Below are 24,590 nucleotides of genomic sequence, written 5' to 3'. Positions count from 1 at the left end.
TGTCAACTATAGACACCTCTTTTTTTTAAAGATTAAGTTCTTCAACGATTGGTATGATTTTACATATAACCCTATCGGTCATAACGTTCTGAATTTGAGAGTTGAATCGCTGTATTTGGTACTGGTGAACAATACTCGCAAACAAGGTAAAACGTGTAAAGAACCACTTATTAAGCGTTGAGTATGCTGTACCTGTTGTCACGGCAATGATTTTAAGATCATTGTCAGTCATGTACTCACAATAAGCCATTGGGGAGCGAATTATTTTGTTTACCACAATATTTTTAGATGTTTTTCGGGTATGCAGTCCCATATACGCACAAACTGTAATGGCAATATTCTTCTCTGAAATATCATCACCAGTTAACCGCCCACCAAGCACATCACCAAGTAAGATGTATGCCACATCAATATTCGCACAGTAAATATTCCCGTTATTTGGAATAATGTTCTTATTCAACTCTAATAAATACTGATAGCCTGATGAATAGAATTTACGAATACCATTTTTAAATGTTACTGGACTCGATTCACCAACATTGAGTGGTGGTGACTCTGATCTGTAAACTTCTGCTACAGATAGTACAAATTCCATTGTAGATTTAACAACGGCATATATTTCATTATTGGTAACGGTTGTCGCCTTTAAAGTTACGTCCATTCTTGCCACGTTACAAAAGTCAGAGTCTTATGACAATACCACTGATTACCTAATAGATAAATATATTACCCCATAATAACTGCGTAATTGTGCGCATTAAAAACAGAATATAAAAAATCATTCACTAAAATAATGTGGTTAGGTTTAGCGATCAATGCCCTCTATGTGTTTGCCAAGAAACGCATCGAAAATACTTACCACTCAGTATTTAGATTTTGCAAACAACAAAAACAAAACAACAAATCAGTGCGTTATGAGCTCAAAATCTATATTTTTATGGTCAAAAACTTGATCCTGACAATATAAAAGCATACTATCGCCACAGTGATTACGTGTTTATCTATTGTATAAACACGTTTATATAAAATTGCCAACTAATGTTTTACTTAACAATTAAACTTTCTGCCACTCTATTTGTGCCAGGTTTTATTATTAAAGATCTCATTAGAAATTGTTACACCAGAACACAAATGTTTCATAACCCTTAACGACTCCGTTCCGTTTACCAGTTATTAAGGTTGATAGCTGGTTTTTTTTAAATGGGTCTAACAACTAATCTCAGTGGCCATGTTTAGCCGTACAAAAATAAGGAATTACATACATTAATTAAGACAATGGAAATGACACTTACAACAATTATTGCCACGGGTTTAGGTTTAGCTGTCGGTAGCTTCTTGAATGTCGTTATTTATCGCTTACCAATCATGGCAAAACGAAATGCACTAAAAAATGCTTTACCTCATATAAAAGAGTTACATAAAGAAGTAAATGTAGATCCAAATTTTGACCTAAGTAAGCCGTTTAATCTTAATGTACCGCGATCTGCTTGCCCTATTTGCAATCATCAGATCACTACTATAGAGAATGTTCCTGTACTTAGTTGGTTGGTATTAACCGGCAAATGTAGTGGGTGCAAAAGCCCAATAAGTACACGTTACCCATTTGTAGAATTAGTTAATGCAATGGCCTGGGGAGCAATAGCAATAATTTATTACAATCAAACGTATTTATTGATATTAAATTGCTTGTTAGCTTCTACATTTATATGCATCATGGCGACTAAGATTGATAGGCAAGAAGTTCATAACTTTCTAATTTTTCAGTTTTTAACTTTAAGTGCGCTTCAATTGGTTTATATATTGAGCCAATCAGCTTTTGTTGAGAAAATCATGGGTATTGGCTAAGTATATAGTCTTGTGACCCTCGTTACTTATTAATGCTACAATGTGGCATAACTTTAGAAAAGCGCGGTAATTAAATGCGTCCTAACTCGCGAATTAACACACTAAAAGATTTGACCAATTGGGTTGAAAGTGTAGCTGAAGAATCAAACACCAATGTAAACGATCATCAAATAAGATTAGTGCATGGTGAGTTTTCAAACGGTTCAATTGGATATATGATTCAGTTGACTCATACATCGCAATCAGTAGAAGAAATGCTTATTACTGATGGACTGGCTACGCAAATAATTAAAAAAACTTCCCCGTCCCCAACTAAAGATCAAATGCATTAAAGGTTTTACTCTTAATTTTATATAAAAAAACCGCCTACTAATAAACCTTGTTAGTGGCGGTTTTTTACGTTGTAATTGGGATAAATTAAGCAGCGAAACCCATTTTAACCATCAACGCTTTACTTCTACGCTTTAAGAATGCTTTTAGTGGAACTCGTTTTAGATAACATACAATGTAAAACGTTAAGTTTGCACTCAGTTTCACTTTACCATCTACATGCTCATACTCACCGAATGGCAGAATATAACTCAATATTGTTATGCTGAAATAAATAGCCAAGTAGATGCCAACAACAATACCAACTCGCTTTAATTGTTTGAATAAACCTAAAATCACAACCAATATGAATGCTTGTAATTTTTTGTCTTGATTAACTAATTGTTGAATTTTTAGTTCTACTTTTTTCTTTAAACTTAACATTTGTCTAATTCCAAATAACGATGCTGGTTTCCGCTATGCAATTAGAATAAATCAATACAGAATTAAAACAATTCTTGTCCTGTACAAAAGCGTATTAATTTTGAAATAAACACTACTCAGTGAGATATAATTATTTTTGCAACACTATATTTAAACCTACAAAAGCGCATTAAAATCCAACTCAATATTTATGTAACATGTTGTATTTATTTGTATATTTAACATCACGCACTTGTAAGAACAACGTTCGAGGAATAAGATTGATTTAAACAAAGTGCAGGATATTTTGATATGAACCAGAAATGTAATTCGTTAGTGTTCGTTGAGGTTACAAACAAATATTACAACCAACAAAACCAAATCGTTAGAAAGCGATTTCGACGACGATTTACTACTAGTACAGCTATTAATATGCTTAATGGTACTTTCTACTGGAATGGTTCTCGCACTGCTCTATTCGGAGTTTTTGAGTCGATAGACAAAAATGGAAGCTCAATTAATAATATTTGTGCAAATGAGCAAATGGAACTTGCAAGAACACTTTCTGCCATAGCTAGTCAAATAACAACATTTGAGAATCTGTATGTTTATTCAACTCGTAGCGTGAGTAACTATGATCCCAATTCCACTTTGTATCCAAAATTAGATACGCCTGATATACAAAAATATTACCAGAAGATTAACGAATTGCGCGGCATAGAGACTACTTATGTCGTTGGGGCTGGCAGTCCATTTAAAAGCTTAACGCACGAACAAGCAATAAATAGACTGGTTATCAAAGGAGATAATGGCGGTGCTGTTACTTGCCTTAATGATATTCTTCACCATGAGACAATTAAACACAGATTAGAAAAAGGACAAGAATTAGCAATATTTCTAAATGGTACGGAAGTTTTCTCTAATATTGAGAATTGGAACAATGACATTACTGGCAAGTTTAATGATGTGTTTATTCAAGAAAATGGGCTTGTTAAGAATGCACACAAAGACGCGCCCGTTGATATTGTGAATCTTAATGACTTAAACGTTATTGGCTACCATTTTTAATGAAAACAATGCATTACTTGGATAGCTTTAATGTTCTCTAATCTTTACTTAAACCACTGAACATTCTACTACTGTAAGCTAGTGGAAATGCTTCAATGAACTTGAGTTCACCAGCCTTGGGGTGACAAGGATTGAAGATAACAATATCATCATAACCACCTGGAACTGCACTGCTTGGCAACCGTAACGCTACGTTACTACTATTATCTAACCAAGCCTTACCTATTTGCTGCGTAGATTGCGGGTGAGGATATTCATCCCAATTTTTTGGTAGTTTCGACTTATCGTAAGTATCAATCAAATTGGTCGGTATTTCATATCTGCCCAAACGATAATTATCAGGTACTAACTCTGGATGCGGTATGTAATGAGCCATTTCGAGTAAGGCCGTTGATGCTGAACTGGCTAAATACACAATTGGATAACCAGCAGGATTCCATCGCGCCCCATTAGCATAACTACCACCTTTACCATCTAGGTTGTTTAAGTATATTTCTGGTGAGGCTCGAAATAAATTAGTGATCATTAAAAATTACCTTAATACAGGTCTTATTGTTATTTTTGATACTATGAAAACTCACCAAAACGAATTTTATTAACCGTTTCGCGTACCATTTTTCGACCAATGAATGTGTCCATTAAATCAATTGGTTTTTCGCCTTGCAGTGCTGGAACAGAAATAGACAACCATAAATCAGCTTTCTTGGTACTGCCAAATACATCACAAACTTCGACATATAGTTTAAGAACGTCAAGAATTTCCTCGGTTTGGTGCTTATCTAGCGCAGTCTTTGAATATAGACGGCTTAGATTGCCTGACGTTGTACCAAGTGCTTTTACAATCACCTCTTTCTGCTTTGGCATTGCCGAAACAGCCCATTTAATTACCTTTCCAGATAATCCTTTAACGACAGTTTGATAATAGACCTTATCATTATTAAAGATGTTTTCTGGTAGTGGTGCATCACCATTAAAAGCAACATCATTTACTGCAGTATTAATCATTACAGAGCCCGTATGTTGACACAAGATACTATTAATATTACATCATATTGATGAGGTATCAACATCATTATGATTTTACTTACAAAGAGATCATTGAGATTTTAAAAAAATTCGTTGTGTAACAAAAAAACATAAAAGTGTTCAAACCCGTAATTTTTATAATGTGTATAGCTTTTTAGTTGCGGGGGACAATGCCTAGTGCGTTGTTATAAAAGAAGTTAACCTTGATAACATGAAGTAAAGAACTTATCATCAATACAAGCATGACGAAACCCAAGATAGGAAAAAACAGATGTTAAATATAAATTGTTCGCCTATTCCGTCACAAGAATCTTTAAGTTTTGATTATATGTTCTCACGGCCATTTGAAAACGGAACTGGTGAGTTTGTGGCTGTCAGAACGGAAAAATACGGCTCTTTGGCATTAGATTGCAATTTCGATATGCAAATAGTGAATGGTCAGCTTGTGATTAAACAAACTGGAATTTCTGACTGGATATTTACTGGTGATCAAGAAATGATTCAAAAGCTCATAGAGTATTATATGCCATATAGCCACTTGGCAAATAAAGAACTGTAATCAATTGACAAATAATTGGTTTTGCTTATAAATAGAAAATGAAGTTATCAAAGCCACTTCAAAATTCTGCTTAATAACATACCTCGAATCACATATCGGGGTATTTTTTTCTTTCTCAGTGGCAAGTTCACTTTGACCAATTAGGTACACCCCAATGACAATCAATCTTTCAATAATCAATCATGTTGGCAATCAGCCATTCGGCATGGATAACATCAATCGCATACGTGAACGAGCCCACGACTTATACTCAATTAACAATAGTGATGCTGTTTTAAAACCACTAATTGTTAACAATGATGATTTGCAAGAACTATATGCTTTCGAGCTTTGTGATAGCAACGGTAATACTTTGTCAGCAATGACTTGTGAGCAATTACCTTTACGAAAAGACTTGGCTATTGTTACTTGGGCTTACACTGAAACAATGAAGCGGAATCAAGGTTATTGCAATCAACTACTAGACCACGCAATTACATATTTTACTCAACTTAACATTGAACTGATCTTGGTCGAGTGCAAATCTACTGATAGTGATTCACAACAATTTTGGGCTCAGAAAGGTTTTATTAACGGCATCAATACAGAAGATCCAACTGTGGTTTATCTGTGTTCAAATATCGAAGCACTTTGATCTGCAGGAATTTTAAAATAGGTAATAATACCTATTACAAAAACAATTTTAGTTATCAGCGTTGACGCGATCTTATGTTAACGCTATTCTAATACCTCTTTAGAAAGCGATGCAGTTAAAGCCTCTGCCTTTAATTATTTAACTATCCAACTTTACACCTAATCTAACTCCCCTTTATCAACTTACCTGTGCGGTTAATCCGTTACGGGATTTTCGCACATCTGGAATTATCTAATGGCGAAATCAACCCTTAATGAACTTACGTTCAAACCACAGCAATACATCTCAGCAAAAACACTAATCAATAACGCTGAATTTATGTCGTTTGCTAATGACAAGATTCTTACGTCCAATAGCATTAGCGAGTTATTTAGCAATGCAATAGCCCTTGATAGCCAAAGCAAATTACGAATTGTTAGACGTATTTTAATAACGGCTAATAATAGTGATTTTATTGAGCTAAAGAAGAACACTGGCGATAGCTTCATAACTATTTCAAAGTGTCGTGATTGCTTTAATGAAAATGGTTTTAAAGTCGAAGTGTCTTTTTACCATCGACATAATAAGCATTGTTCATCTAGCGTTGCTTATCACTCTATTTCAGAGGCGATATTACAAACAGTAAAGGATGGTTACACGATCCATTGTGACGGTTTCTATCAAGAGTTGTTTTACGCAGATAAAGTTATTTCACGGATTAATCAGCGTGTAAGTATGCTTGCAGCTCTAGCTCATTCCCGTTCTTCCCTATCCAACTAAAAACGCTTGTTTTTGTAAACAGCAATATCATTATCCAACCCCCTTATCTAAGGAAACCAAAATGGTTAACACTCACTACATCATCAACCAAAACAATCATTACTTTGCTGTAACCGGCAACGACTTTGACGCTGACAATTTAACTGGCTGTATGACATTTCAAACGAAAGATGAAATGTATGCTGCTGTTTGTGCGCGTACTGGATTGTGTCTTGATGAAGTGAACTGGTTTGAAATTATCTTGATTCAAGATGCTGACAATAACCTTTGGACTGAAATTGATCACCGTGGCTGCACTTCACTTGATGATGGTTTTGATACCGTTCAATTGTACAGCTACCTAACCAATATTTGTCTTTAACCTCCAATACCCCAACAAGGAATAATCATGAAATCTATTACACCAACCATCTATGAAGCATTAATTCTTCTTGAAGTCCTAAAGTCATATTCTGAAACTGAACCCTGTCACGCTACCGAACTTTCTCTTAATATCCGAAACGAAATTATGAGCAAATTTCCTAGTATTACGCATCCAGATTTTAAATTTAACTTGGGACTTAACCTAGACCGTATTGACGTTATAGATAACGCCTTGGTTGAGTACGAAGAAAATAATATGGTTGATCAATCTATCTTTAATTCATGTGTCTCGGAAGTAGAAAGCCGCTTTCTTGGTGTTTTGAATAATGCCAATTATGAGTCTCTAATTTCATCTACGGTAAGCGATATTTACTTTTGCTTATCTCAGCGCATAAACGCGCACCGTGAATACTTTTTATTTAACTAATCTAACGCCCCTACAAGGAAACCCTAATGTCTAATGCAAAAAAACCACGCCACAAACGCCTAGTTGATGAACTTATTACTTTTGCTGAATGGCAAACCGAACGCACTTTCACTTATCGCTTAAAACGCCTTAATTGCCTTGATGATTTTATTGGCATGATTGCGCGAAAACATGGTGAAAACTGCGATCTTAGCTTTGAAGACTGGCACGTTGAAGAAGAAGCATTCTTTGATGAAAAGCTATCTAAAATTGCTAACGAGTTATGGGATGCTGATAGTAATTGTCCAGAGTTAATCGATCCAATAAGTAAAACTAAACAGATGGTCGTTATTCTTCCTGAACCATATTTGGATCAGCGTGAGAAAGGAAACCTATATCGTTTAAGTTACTACTCCCAATCTGGTGCAAGTTATCACGATGTTTTTAAAACCTTTAAAGACGCGGTGAAATCTGCACTCATGGGGGGTTATAACATGCTTGTTGCTGGCTCACTTGATGAACTAGTTGATACTAACGACTGGAACAAAGGGCTGGTGGTTACTAAAGCCGTTCAAAGTGGTATCTGGTTAAGGGAGTACCTTGAAACTATTGCTACACCAGATGAACGCGCACTATTTAATATCTAATTCCTACAAACTTTATTTTAAGGGTCTAACATGAAAATCAATTCAAACGAGGGTACTTTAGGTGGTTCTGTTATTCAGATTAATGATAATGGAAATGACCAATCTATTCTGTGGGTTCAGCATACACCTATTGCAGAGGGTCAATATCAACCTAAACCTGTTTTACTTCGTTTAATTATCAACACTCCACTGGTACAAGACTTAGCTATTGTGAATGGAACTGCAATTATCGCAAAGGTTGAGATTAATTCATTTCAAGCAAAAGGTAATAACGCTTCAAAGTTAACAATTACTGAATACGTTGTTATAGATGTTCTATCGGTAAGTAACGGTGGCGAATCAATTGCTAATGAGTTTTTGTTGGGTGGAACTGTAGGTAAGGTTGAAAAAAATCCTAATAATGCATGGATGACAGTTAGCCTAGCTCTACAAAAAAGTAAAAATGATCCTACTGTTTGGGTTCGTATTTCTGTACATGAAAAGTTTGCAACTAAAGCATTCAAGTACGGCATTAATAAAGGTGATAACCTTTTAATTAAAGCTAAAGTACAAACTCATTCTTATGAAGATCGCAATCAAAACCGTGCTGTTTCAAATGACTTCAAAATTGATCGAGTATTAATGCTTGAATGTCGTAATCGTAATCAACAGGCTAATCCAACTAACACACCAGCACCATCGCAATCTCAACATGGATATGACATGCCAACTGACCAAGGTATACCAGCTCCAGGGGATTACAGTGTTGCACCAACAGATATGTACCACGAACTACCAAATAATTAATATGAGATAAAGTTTGTGGGGGTTAAGGTTGGTTTGAATGTGCACTGCATGTTCAAACTAGCCTCTATCTTTTAACGTTTTTTCTTAAAGCGTTAATAAATAGATTCCTTAATGCATCAGACGGTGAAAGCCCGTTTATCCAACTATCCAACTATCCAACAAGGAATAATTTTATGCCTACCCAAAATGCTAATCCAAAAAATACATTTGTTACTATTGGCCGTGTAAGTGACTGTGAAAATATTTTAATGTTTATCGAAAGTAATAACTCAAATGAAGCTCAATCGAAATTTATTGAACATGTAAAGATCGAACATGACTGGAATGGTGATGATGATATTTACATTGATTTCTGTATTTCTCTTTCTGAGTATGTAGCTGGCCAAGTCTACAATGAAAATTACATTTCTAAATAAACAACTCCTAACCATGCAAGAGCGTTTAATTAACGTTACTTAAATTTACCAATCATCTAACTTACCCAAGGAATTACAATGACTAATCAAACCACAATCAATGAACTCGTTAACACCGATGATAACTACCGTGCTATAGGTATTTCTACAGCGAATTTATCAGAAAATGATTTAGCGTTACTTGAAGAATTAGTGTTAATACAGCAACGTAATGATGCATTGGATGGAATGCCATTTGCCTTTATTGGTAAGCGTAATGAGGGTTATTTATTGAAAATGTATGAGAGTTTTGATTTAGAGAATATCAAAATTACCTTACTTCAAGACAACCTCTACACTATCGCTCAATCGGCACTAAACGCTGGCTACCGCATGATCGAGTTTGATTGTGATGCTAATGTTTATGATTGCTTCCCTTGCTATCAGTAATCAACAGACCTATCCACCAGCCCGTTAATTTACGGGCTTTTTTATATCTAATTTCAGAACAGGAAAAACTAATGTCTACTAAATACCCATTTATTATCTCTTACACCACGCCTACTAATTCAGTAAAGACAACGCTAATTATGGCTGAATCAAAGTCATTGGCTATTGATGCATATTTTGCACTTAATTTAGATCCATTAACTGTATTAAAAAACATTGTTAATCTTGAAGATTTAGCAAAAGATGCTGGCGAAAGTCTTGTCATTATTGATGCTAAAGAGACAGCGAAAATAATGTGTAAAACATTAGGTGATGGTGAACCAATCTTAGATATTGATGAATTAGAAAATACAGATAAACCGTACCCAAATGAGCTATTTGATGATCAAGGTTGGGAGTTTGTACTAATGGAATCATTAGCTCACACACCACTAGATACGACCATCGAAAATGAAGTATGGGCAATTGCTCTAAAAAACACTGAGCTTGCAAATCAATAATAAGTTTAGCTATAGCATTAACAATCCTACCAATTATCAAATACCGGAATTATCTAAATGAACAGTTCAGACATTAAGCGTCACCGTCTTGCTACATCGGCCTTATCTCGTTTCAACGATATTACGGACGATGTTAGCGGTATGCCACAGCGCATGAGTACACGTTCGTTGTTTCTACTTCAAAATGCTTTCAGCTTTCTTAGTTACTATGAATCTAAGATATTTGAGGATGTAAACAGCAATAACAAGTTGTGTTTATCGCGATGGTTAAATGATCCTTATGCTTTATCGTTTCCTTTTTGTTTTTCTAATTTACTCGTTCGTGACTCTGCAGTAATTCTCATTGCATTTTCTAAAGCAATGGATGAATTAGCAGTTAGTTATAAGTGCCATACACTCAAATCTAAAGATCAAACGGGTAATGATAAATTTCTACTATCAACAAAAGTTTGCGATACCACGTACTTCTTTACGAATACCGGTATTTTTTGTGGATTGATAGAAGCAATAAAATCTACTGGCTATGAGTTTAGCAATGTAACTGTTGTTGCTAGCGAGTTGAGTGACTTACAAAACGCTAGTATCACATACAACTTTTTCCCTCGATTCAAACAGCTAATTGTTGATTTTGATATTGATGGGGATAAAAGCATAAAGATTGATGCTGTGAAATTCAAAGAACGCCAAAAAGTTGAAAGTAACACTGACACTGATTGTTCATTTACTCGATACTCAAATTTATTACTGAATGCTTTAATACTATCCAAAAAATAAATGCCTTTATGGTGCACCTAGGCGCACTATAAATTAAGTAAAAAACCCCAAGCCATTCCTTTGAATGGCTTTCTACCTACCATTCGCGGAATTATCTAATGAGCTCGACCACTGGAGATACAATTGAACATGATGACTATCAAACACCACAAAATGCGATTGATGCCCTTTTAAAGTTGGTAGAACTACGTGAGGATGATGATTTTCTTGAGCCATGTCGTGGCACAGAGAGTCGTATTTTTAACGCTATCAACTTACCAGAAGAACAAAAGTATTGGTGTGAAATACAAGAAAATCGTGACTATTTAACAACGGATTTTGGCAAAAAATTTGACGTAATAATCACCAATCCACCTTTTAGTTTGAGTGAGGAATTTATTCGTAAGATGCGATCTGAACTTGCAGAAGATGGAACACTGATCTTTTTACAGCGAGTTAATTTTCTTGGTTCAAAGAAAAGAATACCGTTCTGGAATGAAATAGGATTTCCTGAAAAAGCACCAATCCTTATTCCTCGCCCAAAGTTCACTAAAAATGGCACTGATTCTTGCGAATACTGTTGGTATATATTCGACTCAGGGCATCGTACAAATAAGATCCCAAATGCATTTAGCCACATTCAGGCTGAGACACCTAAAATACAATCTAAAATTAAGAAGCCAAAGACTACTAAGCGTAAAGAACCTAAAACAGATGTGCCGGTTACTATCGAGCCGGTAATCGGTATTAATAGTCAGTCCAACACAAGCAATGGCAACCCGTTTCTTGCACTTGATAATTTCTAATTTATAACTCACAGAAAAACGAGTAATTAACCCAATCCGGTTAGTTGCTCGTTTTTTTTGCCTTAAATCTATCCCAAAGAGATATTTGATAGATTATTTTTGCAACCAGTTAAATGAATCGTCATATTTATGGACTTCACTTCAATGCTTATGATTTATTCGGCATTCTTCTAAGCCGCCTATGTGGCGGGACACGGTCTTTCATCCATTGCTTTAGACCGCCTTCACTTCTAAGCCGCCTATGTGGCGGGACACTACCATCTGCACCGGGATTACCGTCTGCCCCACTTCTAAGCCGCCTATGTGGCGGGACACGATCTGACTCTCATGTGTATAAGACCAACTCACTTCTAAGCCGCCTATGTGGCGGGACACATATTGGGATTGCCTTGATCGTCAACTATGATCTTCTAAGCCGCCTATGTGGCGGGACACATATATCGGATCTTATCGGTAGTAGCTATGAACTTCTAAGCCGCCTATGTGGCGGGACACTGTCCGGCACTGTGCTCGGGAAATTAACGAACCTTCTAAGCCGCCTATGTGGCGGGACACACTGCAAGCAATAAGTATCAGCAATCGTTCTTCTTCTAAGCCGCCTATGTGGCGGGACACCAAAAAAATTAGAATACTGGCTAGGGGCTATGCTTCTAAGCCGCCTATGTGGCGGGACACATGTCGATGAATTCGGTCGAAACGTCGTACCACTTCTAAGCCGCCTATGTGGCGGGACACACGCTATAAACATTGAAATGTCATATTTTCGCCTTCTAAGCCGCCTATGTGGCGGGACACATCATATACTGTTCAAAGTTTGGAGTTTTTACCTTCTAAGCCGCCTATGTGGCGGGACACTTTCTAATTCAGGGTCGCCATCTGTACCTTCACTTCTAAGCCGCCTATGTGGCGGGACACCGTGGTCGAGTGTGATAACTGATAACGCTAGTCTTCTAAGCCGCCTATGTGGCGGGACACATTTACGAATCGATTCGGGCATTTCTGAATCGCTTCTAAGCCGCCTATGTGGCGGGACACTATAAGCCAAATGATATTCAGTAACTGCACCCCTTCTAAGCCGCCTATGTGGCGGGACACCAATGAATTACTTTATCGAAATTAGTGATGGTCTTCTAAGCCGCCTATGTGGCGGGACACAGGGCGTTATTGTTTACGTTGTCACGCGCAATCTTCTAAGCCGCCTATGTGGCGGGACACATGTACTGGCACAACGGGCAGTTTTATTCAGTCCTTCTAAGCCGCCTATGTGGCGGGACACGTTAGCTGTTTTTAAAGCATTTTCTTTGGTAACTTCTAAGCCGCCTATGTGGCGGGACACTAATGGTACAAGTTTAGTTAGATCTAATTTAACTTCTAAGCCGCCTATGTGGCGGGACACAAAAGCCGCAAGATGTATGGGCATCACGCACTCTTCTAAGCCGCCTATGTGGCGGGACACTACACCGCTTGAGGTGCGTAATGGCTGCTCTTCTTCTAAGCCGCCTATGTGGCGGGACACTGGATATTAAACCCATAAAAACATTATAAAACATAATGTTGTGTAAATAATGCTTGTTTACCCTTTTTTTAAAGGGCAACAAATACACCATTAACAATCAACAAGTTACAACTACAGAATAAAAAAGGGTATTTCACTTAACCTTTCTTGGCTGCATCATCTTCAACCGTTTCCCAATAATTTGAAGGAATACGAGCAGGTAATTGCGTTAATTCAGCTAAACATAACTTACCTACACGTAAATAATGACGCCCACTGTGTTTGATTTTATCCATAATCAATCTTTCAGTTTCTACATCACTTTTTATGTACAGTTCAAACACACCATCATAACGTTGTGTAAGCACTGGTGATCGTGTACTGACACCATATTTAGACGCATCAAAAACCCCTTTGTAATACTCGGTATTACTATTTTGCGAAGGTTTATCACTAAATGCTTTCTTAGGATCTTGCAGCCAATTAGCTAAGGCTTCTAACCCTTTTTCACCCTTAAAGTCTAAACAGTTTAATCCAAATTTAGTACAGCTTGGTGTGCCATCTTTTCCTTTGGCTTGTTCTTGCAAATAGAGTTGTTGATACATACTCAAGTATTGCCACATAAAATAAGCAAATACAGCAGCAGTACGACTACTAGATTCATCAACACAATCAATCCATTGTTGCTGTTCAGGTGTTCGAGCACTCATATCAAGGTCATAACCCAATTGCTTCACCTTAAATAAAGCGATGCCATTTTGAACCCCTTCAATATGCTCCATTATGTGGTTATAACTGTTTCCATCAGGTCGCAGTACAACATGCTCTGTAGAAACGGGAATAAATATTTGATTCAGTGTTGCTAACATTGCATCTGTTACTTGGTAGGTTAAATTGCCTTTAATAAAATTACTTTTATCGTTTAGCACTGTTGCTAACAAATCCACCAGCGTATTTTTATGTAACAGCCAATTACCACTTTTAAACAGCACATCAGTATTAACAGGTTGTGTGATGATATTTGCTAATTTTGAGCCGTTATATATAGGTTTTACAGCACAAGGCATTAAACGAAATACATCAAACAACCCATTATCGATGAACTCTGCATAGCGTTTATTTAAACGAGATTCAGTTATAGGTATTAATGTATTCCCTTCAAATTGCTGCATCGCATACATAGGTACACCATGTTTACGGTGCTGCTCAAAGGTAATAAGGTTGTAGTTTGAAGCCTGTGGACGTAAGCAACCTTTAAGTTCAAGTTTATCTAAAAATGCACACAGACCCAGCTTTTGCTTTGCCCACACCTCATCATCACCCGCATCTTGATTGACAACGTGCAACGAGACTCGCTCCCCCATCAGAAACAATAAAATACCTTGTAAGAACAATGGCCGATTATCAGGGTTAAAGTTAAGGTTAAACTTTTCAATATAACTGCCTTTTACCTTATCAGGCATCACGATTTTCTGTGTGCCAGAATGCACATCAAGGGTCACTTTTAACATGATTACGCCTCGTTATTTTCCTCTACGGATGCATAGAAACGCGCATAATCAGGGATAGTATCTGGCATTAATACTTGTTCAAATCCCTCTGTGGTTAACGTACTACGCATAGACACGCTAATTTTATCTGTACGTACAAATCCTTTTGATTTAACAATGGCGAACGTATCCAAACGACGCTTTGTTTCTAAAATTAAGGCATGAAGGGCAGCGTTATTTAATAAAATCCCTTCTTCGGGGTAAGAAAAAAGCATGTCTTTTTTCATGAAGCGACCATAAGTCACATCAATGTCATCGCATTTCGATTCAGGCATACCACAACGTGAGCCAATATTTTTCAGGTTCTCAATCAACTGTACTTTAAAGGTTTCAATATCATCGTTAACCTTCGCTTTTTTCGGATTCTGACTAAAACGCACCGCTTGATGACCTAAGCGGTTATCCATTTCAATGAACTGCATTTGTTCAATAGAAAGCACAGCCATGCCGTGGTAAAGCGTGTCACCCCATGTATCTTGATAAAATAATGAGTTGCTTTCTTTTTTACCATTTTCATCTAATGCTAAATGGTTCACCATTACTTCATTTTTATTTGGTTCGCCTTTGTCATTGATCCAATCAGTAACCATTAATGGGGAGTTACGTTTAATTGCATCACCACCTTTTTCAGTCAGCATATAGCCACGAATAAGACCTAAATAAGAACTGGCAATTTTTTGAGAGATCATCGGCATGTCTTTACTGCTAATAACAAGCTCACCGTTATCGCTTTTATTATTATTAAAGCCGCCTTGGTTAGACAGCATCATGCCTTTTGCATCAGGTTCGAAAAAGTAACCACGAATACAGTTGCTAGAGATATACATTTTGCCATTACGCTGCTTAGCAAAAATACGGTTCTTAAAGCCATCATCGCCGCCTTGTTTACCTGTATATGGGTTCACATTACCGTTAGTGTTTACACAGCCAAAGCCCGATGCTTGAAGGGTAAATTCAATATAATTAATACTCATGATTTAACTCACTTTGATTTTGTTAATGTTAAAGAGCGACGACCATCTTTTAGCTTTCTAAAGCCAAGAGTTAAGGTTTTTCCCTGTGAATTATTTGCGGTGATGTAGTACAGACCAGCACTGTTTTCGCTTGTAGAATAAGAACAAACCAAAGGACTATCGATAGACCGAGCAAGCACTAAAAGATGACTACTAACGCGATTACCCGCATATTTAGCTCGGTATTTCACGCTTTGCTTTAATGACTTAAATTCAGGCTCAGTTGTTTGAGCAAGATTTTGTTCCAAATTAATATCAGCCACATCTCGCTCATTAATAGAAACCAGATGGTCACTATCGCTGGGTAAGCCAATCAATTGACCAACTGTCATCTCTGCTTTTGACATGGTGATATGTGCCATAGTCGCCCATAGACTTGCACCACGGTATGACACACGAACTTCTGAATGGTTGGCGGTTTTAATGGTTAATTTAGTTGGTTTAAAGAGTTTTAATACTTGCAAACAACGCATTGAATCTTTAATAAATTCACGCGTTTCACGCACTAAAAGACCATCCTTTCCTGTCGCATCAATGTGATATTTTAAATAAAATGCGTTTAGCTCATTTAACGTTAATGTGATGACATTACCTGTTAATGTTTTTGGTTTATTATTATCGTCACTGAAATGGGCAATGAGTACACTAAAGAAATCATAACTATATTGGCTATAGTAAGCCTCATGCGTTGAAATAATGCGGTCTTGCGTAAACTTCAGTTTATACGCACCCGTATTGACAACAGTGCCTTCAGTACTGAATTTTCTCACATGCTCTTTTGTTTGATATTTAGAGGCTAATAATGTGGTTGTCGCACAATCGTATTCTGCAAAACGGTTATTACGTCCTATACGCTGCACGATATTCGCAGGATGACTCAACTCAGTTGTCATAAACTGACGAGAGATATTTAACGAGGCTTGTGCAATAGGACCTGCAAATAACGTTGCATCAAGAGAGGTAGAATGCTTACCAAACTGCGCCAAAATAGAATGCGTTAGTTGTTTTTTATCGCTTGGCATAAACTTAGAGTGATAACAGGCAATATCGTCACGTTCACTCAACCAACTTTCTAATGCATGTTCTTGAGCTTTAGTTGCCGTATTGAAGATATAAAGCGTGGCCTTGTTATTCGTTTCTGCTTCAGTTTCGAAATGCAAGTGTACAGGCTTGATATTAAATGATGGCAAAATAACAGGATATTGCCAGCTCGCATCACTGCGACAAATTAAGCGTAAATGTAATGGTTCAGGAGTCGCAGAAATAAAGACATGGGCGTTAACCTGATGTTCTTTTAATCGCATTAATAGCGCAGAGATATAATATAACGTCTGAATGGCAAACAATTCATGATATTCATCCCATACAACATAACGTTGCATAAAGGCGATGAAATTAGGTTGAGCACTATTTGTCGTTAGCCATTTCGCTACTTGATCGACAGTAACAATTAATATATCAGCATCAAGTAGATCAGCATCTACTTCTTCTTCACCTCGCCAAACGCCTTTTAACTCACCTGAAATCAATCCTACTTTAACATCAGGTACTGATTCCTTAATTTCTTCCAGTACCGACAAACCCACAGCAACACGAGGACATACCCATAAAATGCCTTTATTTTCACCACCAGTCTCACGCTGGTATTGATATGCCATTAATGCTGTTCGTGTTTTACCACAACCAGCCGCCCCCACAATAACGTTACCATCAAAATCAATAAGATCATGTGCAGCTTGTTTTTGATCTTCAGTACGTTGACCAGATAACTCAGGACTCTCTATATAACGAGTAATTGCCTGTTGTAACGCAGTATCATTAAATTGGCGATAGGCATAAGGCGTTTCGATTTCTGCTACATTAAACTGAGAAACATGGCGATCTGACGCAATCACACAGAAGCGGGTTAAGAAATTATACACATTGTCATCTAGCTTTTTAGTAAAGCTGTTACGCCATTGAGTATAATCACCTTTATCACTGGTGGATAACGTAAAAAATGAAGGAACTTTAAACCTATCTACAGCATCGAGGATATTATCCTCTGTAATATTTAGATCTAATTCGGGGAAAAGTGATGAACAAAATAATGTCGTGTTATCACTTAATGCACTCAATACATCACTATCTTCAACATATTCTTGTAATATTTGAGTTGGATCAACGTCACGAACAGGCTCGGCATGATGCCAATAGATGCCATAACGGATCATTTCACGAAGTTGACGGTGTTTTGCTTGTCGCAATATTTGCGGTTCAATAGTCTCTTTTAATTGTGACCATAAAACATCAAATAACAGCAAACTAATTTCATGATGAAGTGGGTTTTGCGCAGAAAATAACTCACCTTCTCCGATATCAGGTTGATAAGCATTATCTTGCTGTAAATATGCTTGAAAATCGACACTCAACTTACCTAAATCATGGCATTTACTCGCTATTTCAATAGCTTTATTCACCATTTCACCATTCATCGAATCATTAAACTCTACATTCAATGATTGAAAAATAGAAGAAGCGACTTTAGTTACTTGCTGTGTATGAACGAGTAATGTTTGTTGGTGGCTATTAGCAATAAAATTCATTCCATGCACTCCACAGGTAAATACATTGGATTCTTATAACTACTTAAGCCATACGAATTAAAAGATAATACCTCTTGATTAGATGATGTATGACTATCTTGAACGCCGATATTTAATGTAAAAACGCGCTGGCTTGATTGACTCGATAAATTAATTTGAGGTAAAGGTGATTGAAAATAGCGCCCAATTAATGCCTTAGCCAATTGTTCTTTTTCTTCTTTATTTGATGACACCATACGCTTCATTGCTTGAACTGGCGCACCTCTTTCTAATTTTCGGTCACGAATAAATGCTCGGTAGTATTTTGGAGTAATGTCAGAGATTGACTTAACCCCAGCACAAGACACCTTTTTCTTAGCTAGTAAATATAAGATGCCAGGGTGCACCAAAATAACATCAGCGTCTTCAGGACAATAAACCGTGATGAATTGGCCTACTGTATCCGACTGAAGCGCAGGAAAACCGATACCATAGGGGTTGGTACCTGTGTTTTTTATTGAAGACGCAAAAAGCGAGTGCAAGGCTTTAATCAAAGCACTCGTATTTTCGTGATTTGTAGAAATAAACGTTAGTATTTTCACTTTAGTTACCGACACTCAAACTATGTGGGGTGAAGTGGTCAAATAACATTGGCCACGAATTTTTATTCATTATCAAACCTGACCCTGTAAATAATTCTGTGTTCTGATTGATTAAAATTTATTAATAAAACATCAAATAACAGTTCAATTTTTAGCAGCATCAACATTATTATTATTCATTAACATTAATAACTTAACCACTTTTTTATCTCATTTTAGCGGTTAATTAATCATATATATATAAGGGACATCACATGTCTAATAAACAACACGCTTAATAAAGTGAAAGGTTTTGGTTTCAAGACTAAAGATAACGACAGTATTGACGTATTCACTCACTTCCTTGCTATATCTGTCTTTTAACAACTTTTGCTATCGTCGCCCTACTACAACCTAACTTCTCTTGAATCTGCGAATAACAATCCTAACGTCAGTTGATCTAGAATATCGTGATGTGACGCTAAATTAGGTTGGCGGCCTCGATACTTGCCTTCTACTTTTGCTTTCTCAATACCCTTTGGGGCTAGTATTGTTTTTGTGGTTTACAAAATCTAATGCAGTTTTCGTATTGTCAGCCGATCAAACTTGATATAATCTAAAGCCTACATAACAGCATCTTGCGGTGAAAGCTCCGTATTCCAATTCTAAAACCAATCCATTTAATACCTATCCAACAGTAACTATCCCGTTACCGTTTTGTCGCGTCTGCGATTTACCAATTTCCCTATATGAATTATCTAATATGAATACCGATCTATTTTCTACACCCTGCAACCTCAAACCAGAACTTCAACAGTATGTTGACGATAGTGATGGCTTGGCCATGTTCAGGCATCCACTTCTGACTAGCTTGTATTGTCCAGAAATGAACAATTACATAAATAAGGCAGTAAGTGCGCGTGAACAACACATAAAAGACAAATCACTATCAATGCAACTAGGTATTGTTGAACGTCCATTCCGACTTGAATACCTGCTAAATAAGTTTGATGAACTTTCTCAGTTAAAACATTTGGATCAGTGGGAACTAATCTCACACATCTGGATTGATTCTGAAAATCCCTCTGTAAACCTAGATATTTGGTTATGGCTATTTAACCACCTTGGTACTTCACCGAGTTTGAATGATAAATATTTCCAATCTTTGCCTGAACAAATCACGTTATATCGTGGTGGTTTGTTAAATGGCTTGAGCTGGACAAACGATTTAACAAAAGCACGATGGTTCGCTAATCGTTTCAAACCTGAAAACCCTGAAATCTGGCAAATAACGATCAATAAAAGTGATGTTATTCACTTTACTGACGAGCGTAACGAATCAGAGTTCATTGTTTCCCCAAAATCTATTAATCACCCAATACGGGCGAATTAATACACCTCTTAATGGGTAATTTTGCGAACCGCAAATTTGCCTTAACTAACTAAAAATATCCTTATTTACTTTCTACGTTTTAATGCGTGGAAAAGTAAACTGTGGAAAATGGAATTATCTAATGTGCTACTTTAATTTTGACAAAAAAAACACTGAAATAACCACTAATGCAAATAACCGTAAATGCAATTCCGTCCGTATTTCTACTGTTGACGATATTTATAGCCGCGCTCTTGAATTAAAAGAGGATTACGGCATTAAATATTTAAAGATATGTAGTGCCGGTACAGTAATGTTATTTGCTGGTAATGAAATTATTTTCAATAACCACATTCATGCAAAGCACGGTTATTTATCAATTGATGGTTTATTGGCTATTTTAGCGCGTGTTGAACCTCACTTGAAAATACAGTCATTTAACAAGGGCTGGTCTTTTGAGGGCTTAATGCGTAACAAGCGTTTTATTTTGCTCGATGCATCCAAGGCTGAACTCTTTGTTATGCAAGAAATATCGTTCAAAGAATACAAAGATCACTTAGACAATAAAGTTAATTTTGAACTAGGTGAATATTCTTATGACCGATTTGCCGAGCTAATGGGGATTGATGATCCTTGTCAGCTTGCGCCAGTGCTAACATCTAAGGTTAATACTATTAGAGCGTGGTCAAAAGTCGATAGCGTTCCGCTAGAGGTTGCTGTACGCGCAAGTGTTATATGTAAAGTAAACAATACCTACTTACAAACTGGCACTGAATCAAAATACCTGCAGTAATCTACCAATCTAAGCCTCGTTTTCAAACGGGGCTTTTATTTACCAATTTACCTATATGGAATTATCTAATGAAGACTCTTACTACTATCGTTAATAATCTTTGTGATCTTGAAATGGTCGCAAAACCAGATATTGATTCAGTTCAAAGTAAAGCACGTCTATATGCTTTTAGATTTAATACGGCCAGCGGCATTGATGCAGCTAAAGCCATATTAAAGCGTGACTTTAAATCAGAATGTTCAAATATACTAAACCTTGCTTTTATTGAGTTCGCGTTTACGTATATGTCGCTCTGCACTGAGCAATACTTCAATATCGGTTATTACTATAATGATTTTGATAAGAGAACATTAAACCTAAGTGCCACGGGCTTCGTAACATCTGCCCGTAAGCGTGACTATGGTACGAGCAATAGCATACTGTGTAATGCGCGTTCCATTTCAACTCGTAGTTATAAATACTTGCGTAACGTGTGCCAGGGCAAGCAGAAAGGTGATTTATCACACCGTTTAAAAACGTTTGTGTCATATATCCAAAAGGCATCGCGCCCTGCAGAATATGTTTATTGGTCTTTTCTACGTCAAAATCAATTTGATGCCGGCGTTTCACAATTAACAACCTCGTTCCTGTTTGAAATTGTAAACAACAAAAACAATATATTTACCGAAGCTGTACAGCATCATATTGATACCGTACTTCTTAGTCAGTTGAACGAAGTTGATATTAGCTCTTATGAGCGAGATTGTATTAACAATAATACTGCCGCGCTTTTTGTGGCAATTGAAAGCGTTTTGCTTGATTCGAGAGACTTACCTACAGTAGATAAAGAAACGATGTTAAGTGACGAATGGTTAGTTAATTACATTGCTGTGACTGATAAAACAGTGCAGCCCAATTACGCCAACTTAAAGTCAATAAACTGTATTAGACACCAAGCTAGCGAGTGGTTTAAATCAATGAGTCCTTGCCAATGCGCAACATTGCTCAGAGATATATCAGTGATGTACAGCCGCTAAATATTAACCCCAACCCCCTATCTAACTAAAGCCTCATTTATTGAGGCTTTTTTCTATCTGGAATAATCTAATAATGAATGCAATTGCCAATATCCCAAGATCTTTTAATACTAACAATCGTAGTGCTACACAACGACTATTAAAGCAAGTGAAAGAGCAGCAACAAGATTTTGAATGGTATCCAACGACTGACGAAATTCTTGATGTAATCAAAAGTGACATCATCAAAACATATAAAGTTCGTGAAATTGGTCATGGTGACGATCCAACTCGCAAATACATTAAGCAATCTATCCTTGATGTGGGTGCTGGTGATGGTCGAGCGTTGATGAAATTAACCGATGGTAAGCGTTACGCTATCGAAAAATCGACCTTGCTACAGCAATCAATGGACGCAAGTATTTTCCTGATTGGTACTGATTTTCATGAGCAAACCCTAATGGATAAGAAAGTAAACATGGTCTTCTGTAATCCACCTTACCTTGAATACGAAGCATGGACTTGTAAGATTATTCGAGAGTCTAATTGTGAACACGCATATTTTGTAATTCCGCACCGTTGGCAAACAAATACTGCAATCGAACGTACACTCAAAGATCGAGGCGCAACCGCCATGCGATTGAAGTTACTCGACTTCAAAGATGCTGATCGTCAAGCCCGTGCCATTGTTGACATAATTCGTGTCGATTTTTCTTCACGTAGCCATGAATATTATCGTGATTACCGTGTTGAACAAAATGTTGATGCGTTTAGCCTATGGTTTAAAAATGAATTTGAACCAAGTAAAACTGAAAGCGACATTTCTAAGAAATGTAAGGTTGAAATGGCCGAGGAACAGGTAAAAAAAGATCAAGCTCGTTCAGATCTAATCAATCAGCAAGGTCTGGTGAAGTCATTAGAACAATTTTACAATCGTGATATGACTCGTTTGCTTGAAACATATAAATCCCTTACTTCTATAGATAGTGGCCTACTAAGTGAGATTGGCGTAGCCATGAAAGACGTTCGTGAATTATTACGCATGAAAGTTTCTTCATTAAAAGAGAAGTATTGGAAAGAGTTGTTCGACAACTTAGAAGATATTACCTCTCGCCTTACTTCAACATCACGCGCAGCATTGTTAGAACTCATGCAAAACAATATGAGTATCGACTTTACTGCTCAAAATGCTTTTGCTGTTTGTATATGGGTGCTTAAAAACTGCAATACCTACTTTGATAGTCAGCTTATTGAAGTGTTTGAAAGCATTTACAGCCTTGAATCAGCTAAGAACTACAAGAGTAATGATAAAACGCTTGTTAAAGACAAGTGGCGTTACAACTGTGCTTCTGAACACTCTCACTACAAACTTGACTACCGTGTTGTATGTCATGGGATTGGTGGGTTAACTGATGGTTCATGGCGATATAGTAATAGTGACTGCGGCTTACAACAACGCTCTGTTGATAACATCAATAACATTTTAACTATTTCAAATAATCTTGGATTCCTGCAAAACGAACAGTGCCCTAAAGCACAGTCGTTTAAATGGGAGCGAGGCGAAAAGAACGAGTTTAAATATAAAGATCTATCAACCGGTGATCTTGAAATTTTAATGGAAGTTAAGTTCTATCTAAATGGCAACGTTTGGATCAAGTTCAATCAGAAATTCATGCAAAAATTCAATGTTGAGTTCGGTCGCTTAAAAGGCTGGCTACGCTCTGCAAAAGAAGCTGCGGAAGAAACTGGTTACGACATTCAAAGTGTTGAAAGCATGTTTAAATCTAACATTCAACTTGAAGCTAAGAACATGCCTTTAATGCTTGGTTCTGCGCTTTAATTAACAACCAATCCAATAAGCCACTTAGCACTCTGCTGGTGGCTTTCTATCAGGAATTATTTAAATGCCTACACAACTATCTACTGTAATTACTTCACCTATTTTGGCTACAAGCGCATTTGCTGAGTGTCCTACGTTTGTTCGTGTGACTTTATCTCAAGATGATATAGAAGCTCTGTATGAGCGTTATACATATGCTTGTATGGCTTATACCACTGTTAGTTACGATGTGACTGATCTGACAATGTTTCAATGGACGGATGTAACCAAACATGAAGATTTCTATGATGCAGTACATATTTACCCTGACACAGTAAAAGCTGTCATTACCCATAAAGGTTTGAAATTTGAATGTTCTTACTTGGGCGATGAAAATCAACCTATTGATACATTTGAAACCCTGCCAATAGATCTTGAAGAAGTAATTTTGCTTCCCACAGAATTAAATCTGATTGATTAAGTGATTAAGCAATATCCCTAACAAGGCGAACGTAAATGTTCGCCTTCAACATCTAATATTCCAATATCCTATCTGGAAAATATCTAATGATGAACGAACAACGCAGAAAGCTAATCCTTAAAGGAAACATTGAGGGCGAAATGGCTTGCCTTGCATGTAGCCTGTAGCAATCTAAATTACTAAGTAAAAAAAAGCCCG

Annotated in this window: 28 protein-coding genes and 1 CRISPR repeat array; of the genes, 20 read left to right on the top strand and 8 right to left on the bottom strand. The window is 36.9% G+C overall.

The features are described 5' to 3' along the window. Positions 1 to 25 precede the first annotated feature (25 nt). Positions 26 to 661, bottom strand: coding sequence for a hypothetical protein (locus CIK00_RS15120; protein WP_065208500.1), 636 nt, complete (start codon positions 659 to 661; stop codon positions 26 to 28). Between the two features lie 620 nt (positions 662 to 1,281). Here CIK00_RS15120 and CIK00_RS15115 point away from each other — a divergent pair. Both CIK00_RS15115 and CIK00_RS15110 read left to right on the top strand, forming a co-directional pair. Continuing rightward, positions 1,282 to 1,845, top strand: coding sequence for a prepilin peptidase (locus tag CIK00_RS15115; protein WP_162272547.1), 564 nt, complete (start codon positions 1,282 to 1,284; stop codon positions 1,843 to 1,845). 74 nt (positions 1,846 to 1,919) lie between these two features. Beyond that, positions 1,920 to 2,177, top strand: a complete 258-nt coding sequence (locus CIK00_RS15110; RefSeq protein ID WP_065208502.1) for a hypothetical protein — start codon at positions 1,920 to 1,922, stop codon at positions 2,175 to 2,177. 85 nt (positions 2,178 to 2,262) lie between these two features. Here the strand turns inward: CIK00_RS15110 and CIK00_RS15105 are convergent, their stop codons facing one another. Next, positions 2,263 to 2,598 carry a hypothetical protein gene (locus CIK00_RS15105; RefSeq protein ID WP_065189983.1) on the bottom strand — a complete coding sequence of 112 codons (336 nt, stop codon included), beginning with the start codon at positions 2,596 to 2,598 and terminating at the stop codon, positions 2,263 to 2,265. A gap of 291 nt (positions 2,599 to 2,889) precedes the next feature. Between CIK00_RS15105 and CIK00_RS15100 the strand changes: the two genes are divergently transcribed. Continuing rightward, a complete protein-coding gene (locus CIK00_RS15100) occupies positions 2,890 to 3,645 on the top strand; it encodes a hypothetical protein (protein WP_065208503.1) in 756 nt (251 codons plus the stop codon). A 37-nt stretch (positions 3,646 to 3,682) separates the two neighbouring features. Here the strand turns inward: CIK00_RS15100 and CIK00_RS15095 are convergent, their stop codons facing one another. Both CIK00_RS15095 and CIK00_RS15090 read right to left on the bottom strand, forming a co-directional pair. Beyond that, positions 3,683 to 4,171, bottom strand: a complete 489-nt coding sequence (locus CIK00_RS15095) for an RES family NAD+ phosphorylase (protein WP_065208504.1) — start codon at positions 4,169 to 4,171, stop codon at positions 3,683 to 3,685. A gap of 41 nt (positions 4,172 to 4,212) precedes the next feature. Then, positions 4,213 to 4,650, bottom strand: a complete 438-nt coding sequence (locus tag CIK00_RS15090; protein ID WP_065189986.1) for an antitoxin Xre/MbcA/ParS toxin-binding domain-containing protein — start codon at positions 4,648 to 4,650, stop codon at positions 4,213 to 4,215. 292 nt (positions 4,651 to 4,942) lie between these two features. On the opposite strand from CIK00_RS15090, the gene CIK00_RS15085 reads away from it, so the two are divergent. The 12 genes from CIK00_RS15085 to CIK00_RS15030 all read left to right on the top strand — a co-directional run bounded on the left by CIK00_RS15085 (position 4,943) and on the right by CIK00_RS15030 (position 11,729). Next, complete coding sequence (locus CIK00_RS15085) at positions 4,943 to 5,230, top strand: hypothetical protein (protein WP_065208505.1); 288 nt, start codon at positions 4,943 to 4,945, stop codon at positions 5,228 to 5,230. Positions 5,231 to 5,384: 154 nt separating this feature from the next. Continuing rightward, a complete protein-coding gene (locus tag CIK00_RS15080) occupies positions 5,385 to 5,864 on the top strand; it encodes a GNAT family protein (RefSeq protein ID WP_065208506.1) in 480 nt (159 codons plus the stop codon). A gap of 234 nt (positions 5,865 to 6,098) precedes the next feature. Beyond that, complete coding sequence (locus CIK00_RS15075) at positions 6,099 to 6,623, top strand: hypothetical protein (protein ID WP_065208507.1); 525 nt, start codon at positions 6,099 to 6,101, stop codon at positions 6,621 to 6,623. A 61-nt stretch (positions 6,624 to 6,684) separates the two neighbouring features. After that, positions 6,685 to 6,984 (top strand): hypothetical protein, encoded by a 300-nt coding sequence (locus CIK00_RS15070; protein WP_065208508.1) that lies wholly within the window; start codon positions 6,685 to 6,687, stop codon positions 6,982 to 6,984. 27 nt (positions 6,985 to 7,011) lie between these two features. Beyond that, on the top strand, positions 7,012 to 7,413 hold the full coding sequence (locus CIK00_RS15065; RefSeq protein ID WP_065208509.1) for a hypothetical protein: 402 nt from the start codon (positions 7,012 to 7,014) through the stop codon (positions 7,411 to 7,413). A gap of 26 nt (positions 7,414 to 7,439) precedes the next feature. After that, positions 7,440 to 8,039 (top strand): hypothetical protein, encoded by a 600-nt coding sequence (locus CIK00_RS15060; protein WP_065208510.1) that lies wholly within the window; start codon positions 7,440 to 7,442, stop codon positions 8,037 to 8,039. A gap of 30 nt (positions 8,040 to 8,069) precedes the next feature. Then, on the top strand, positions 8,070 to 8,825 hold the full coding sequence (locus tag CIK00_RS15055; RefSeq protein WP_065208511.1) for a single-stranded DNA-binding protein: 756 nt from the start codon (positions 8,070 to 8,072) through the stop codon (positions 8,823 to 8,825). A 173-nt stretch (positions 8,826 to 8,998) separates the two neighbouring features. Beyond that, on the top strand, positions 8,999 to 9,241 hold the full coding sequence (locus CIK00_RS15050; RefSeq protein WP_065208512.1) for a hypothetical protein: 243 nt from the start codon (positions 8,999 to 9,001) through the stop codon (positions 9,239 to 9,241). A 78-nt stretch (positions 9,242 to 9,319) separates the two neighbouring features. Then, complete coding sequence (locus CIK00_RS15045) at positions 9,320 to 9,670, top strand: DUF5983 family protein (RefSeq protein ID WP_065208513.1); 351 nt, start codon at positions 9,320 to 9,322, stop codon at positions 9,668 to 9,670. Positions 9,671 to 9,741: 71 nt separating this feature from the next. Continuing rightward, positions 9,742 to 10,170, top strand: coding sequence for a hypothetical protein (locus CIK00_RS15040; protein WP_065208514.1), 429 nt, complete (start codon positions 9,742 to 9,744; stop codon positions 10,168 to 10,170). Positions 10,171 to 10,227: 57 nt separating this feature from the next. Further along, positions 10,228 to 10,944 carry a hypothetical protein gene (locus CIK00_RS15035; protein WP_065208515.1) on the top strand — a complete coding sequence of 239 codons (717 nt, stop codon included), beginning with the start codon at positions 10,228 to 10,230 and terminating at the stop codon, positions 10,942 to 10,944. Between the two features lie 98 nt (positions 10,945 to 11,042). Continuing rightward, positions 11,043 to 11,729: a hypothetical protein gene (locus tag CIK00_RS15030; protein WP_065208516.1), complete on the top strand. Its 687-nt coding sequence runs from the start codon at positions 11,043 to 11,045 to the stop codon at positions 11,727 to 11,729. A 167-nt stretch (positions 11,730 to 11,896) separates the two neighbouring features. Beyond that, positions 11,897 to 13,245: a CRISPR direct-repeat array (repeat unit 28 nt; unit sequence CTTCTAAGCCGCCTATGTGGCGGGACAC). Positions 13,246 to 13,382: 137 nt separating this feature from the next. Here CIK00_RS15030 and CIK00_RS15025 read toward each other — a convergent pair. Genes CIK00_RS15025 through cas6f form a run of 4 tightly spaced genes read right to left on the bottom strand, consistent with a single transcriptional unit; the run spans position 13,383 to position 18,953 of the window. After that, positions 13,383 to 14,735, bottom strand: coding sequence for a hypothetical protein (locus CIK00_RS15025; protein WP_065208257.1), 1,353 nt, complete (start codon positions 14,733 to 14,735; stop codon positions 13,383 to 13,385). 2 nt (positions 14,736 to 14,737) lie between these two features. Beyond that, positions 14,738 to 15,748: a type I-Fv CRISPR-associated protein Cas7fv gene (gene cas7fv, locus CIK00_RS15020; protein ID WP_065208256.1), complete on the bottom strand. Its 1,011-nt coding sequence runs from the start codon at positions 15,746 to 15,748 to the stop codon at positions 14,738 to 14,740. A gap of 8 nt (positions 15,749 to 15,756) precedes the next feature. Continuing rightward, a complete protein-coding gene (locus CIK00_RS15015) occupies positions 15,757 to 18,372 on the bottom strand; it encodes a CRISPR-associated endonuclease Cas3'' (protein WP_065208255.1) in 2,616 nt (871 codons plus the stop codon). Next, positions 18,369 to 18,953 carry a type I-F CRISPR-associated endoribonuclease Cas6/Csy4 gene (cas6f, locus tag CIK00_RS15010; protein ID WP_065208254.1) on the bottom strand — a complete coding sequence of 195 codons (585 nt, stop codon included), beginning with the start codon at positions 18,951 to 18,953 and terminating at the stop codon, positions 18,369 to 18,371. Before cas6f ends, CIK00_RS15015 begins: the two co-directional genes overlap by 4 nt. A gap of 742 nt (positions 18,954 to 19,695) precedes the next feature. On the opposite strand from cas6f, the gene CIK00_RS15000 reads away from it, so the two are divergent. From CIK00_RS15000 to CIK00_RS14980, 5 genes are all read left to right on the top strand, one after another. Beyond that, a complete protein-coding gene (locus CIK00_RS15000; protein ID WP_144043168.1) occupies positions 19,696 to 20,325 on the top strand; it encodes a hypothetical protein in 630 nt (209 codons plus the stop codon). Positions 20,326 to 20,446: 121 nt separating this feature from the next. Then, a complete protein-coding gene (locus tag CIK00_RS14995; protein WP_065208252.1) occupies positions 20,447 to 21,097 on the top strand; it encodes a hypothetical protein in 651 nt (216 codons plus the stop codon). Between the two features lie 68 nt (positions 21,098 to 21,165). Continuing rightward, positions 21,166 to 22,113 (top strand): hypothetical protein, encoded by a 948-nt coding sequence (locus CIK00_RS14990; RefSeq protein WP_065208251.1) that lies wholly within the window; start codon positions 21,166 to 21,168, stop codon positions 22,111 to 22,113. Between the two features lie 73 nt (positions 22,114 to 22,186). Beyond that, positions 22,187 to 23,932 (top strand): DUF4942 domain-containing protein, encoded by a 1,746-nt coding sequence (locus CIK00_RS14985; RefSeq protein ID WP_065208250.1) that lies wholly within the window; start codon positions 22,187 to 22,189, stop codon positions 23,930 to 23,932. A gap of 64 nt (positions 23,933 to 23,996) precedes the next feature. After that, entirely contained in the window at positions 23,997 to 24,392 is a 396-nt protein-coding gene (locus CIK00_RS14980) for a hypothetical protein (protein WP_065208249.1), read from the top strand. The last annotated feature ends 198 nt before the right edge of the window (positions 24,393 to 24,590 follow it).

This window comes from Photobacterium carnosum, assembly GCF_002849605.1.
In the GTDB taxonomy this organism is placed as follows: domain Bacteria; phylum Pseudomonadota; class Gammaproteobacteria; order Enterobacterales; family Vibrionaceae; genus Photobacterium; species Photobacterium carnosum.
This window is presented reverse-complemented; position numbering and strand designations above follow the sequence as displayed.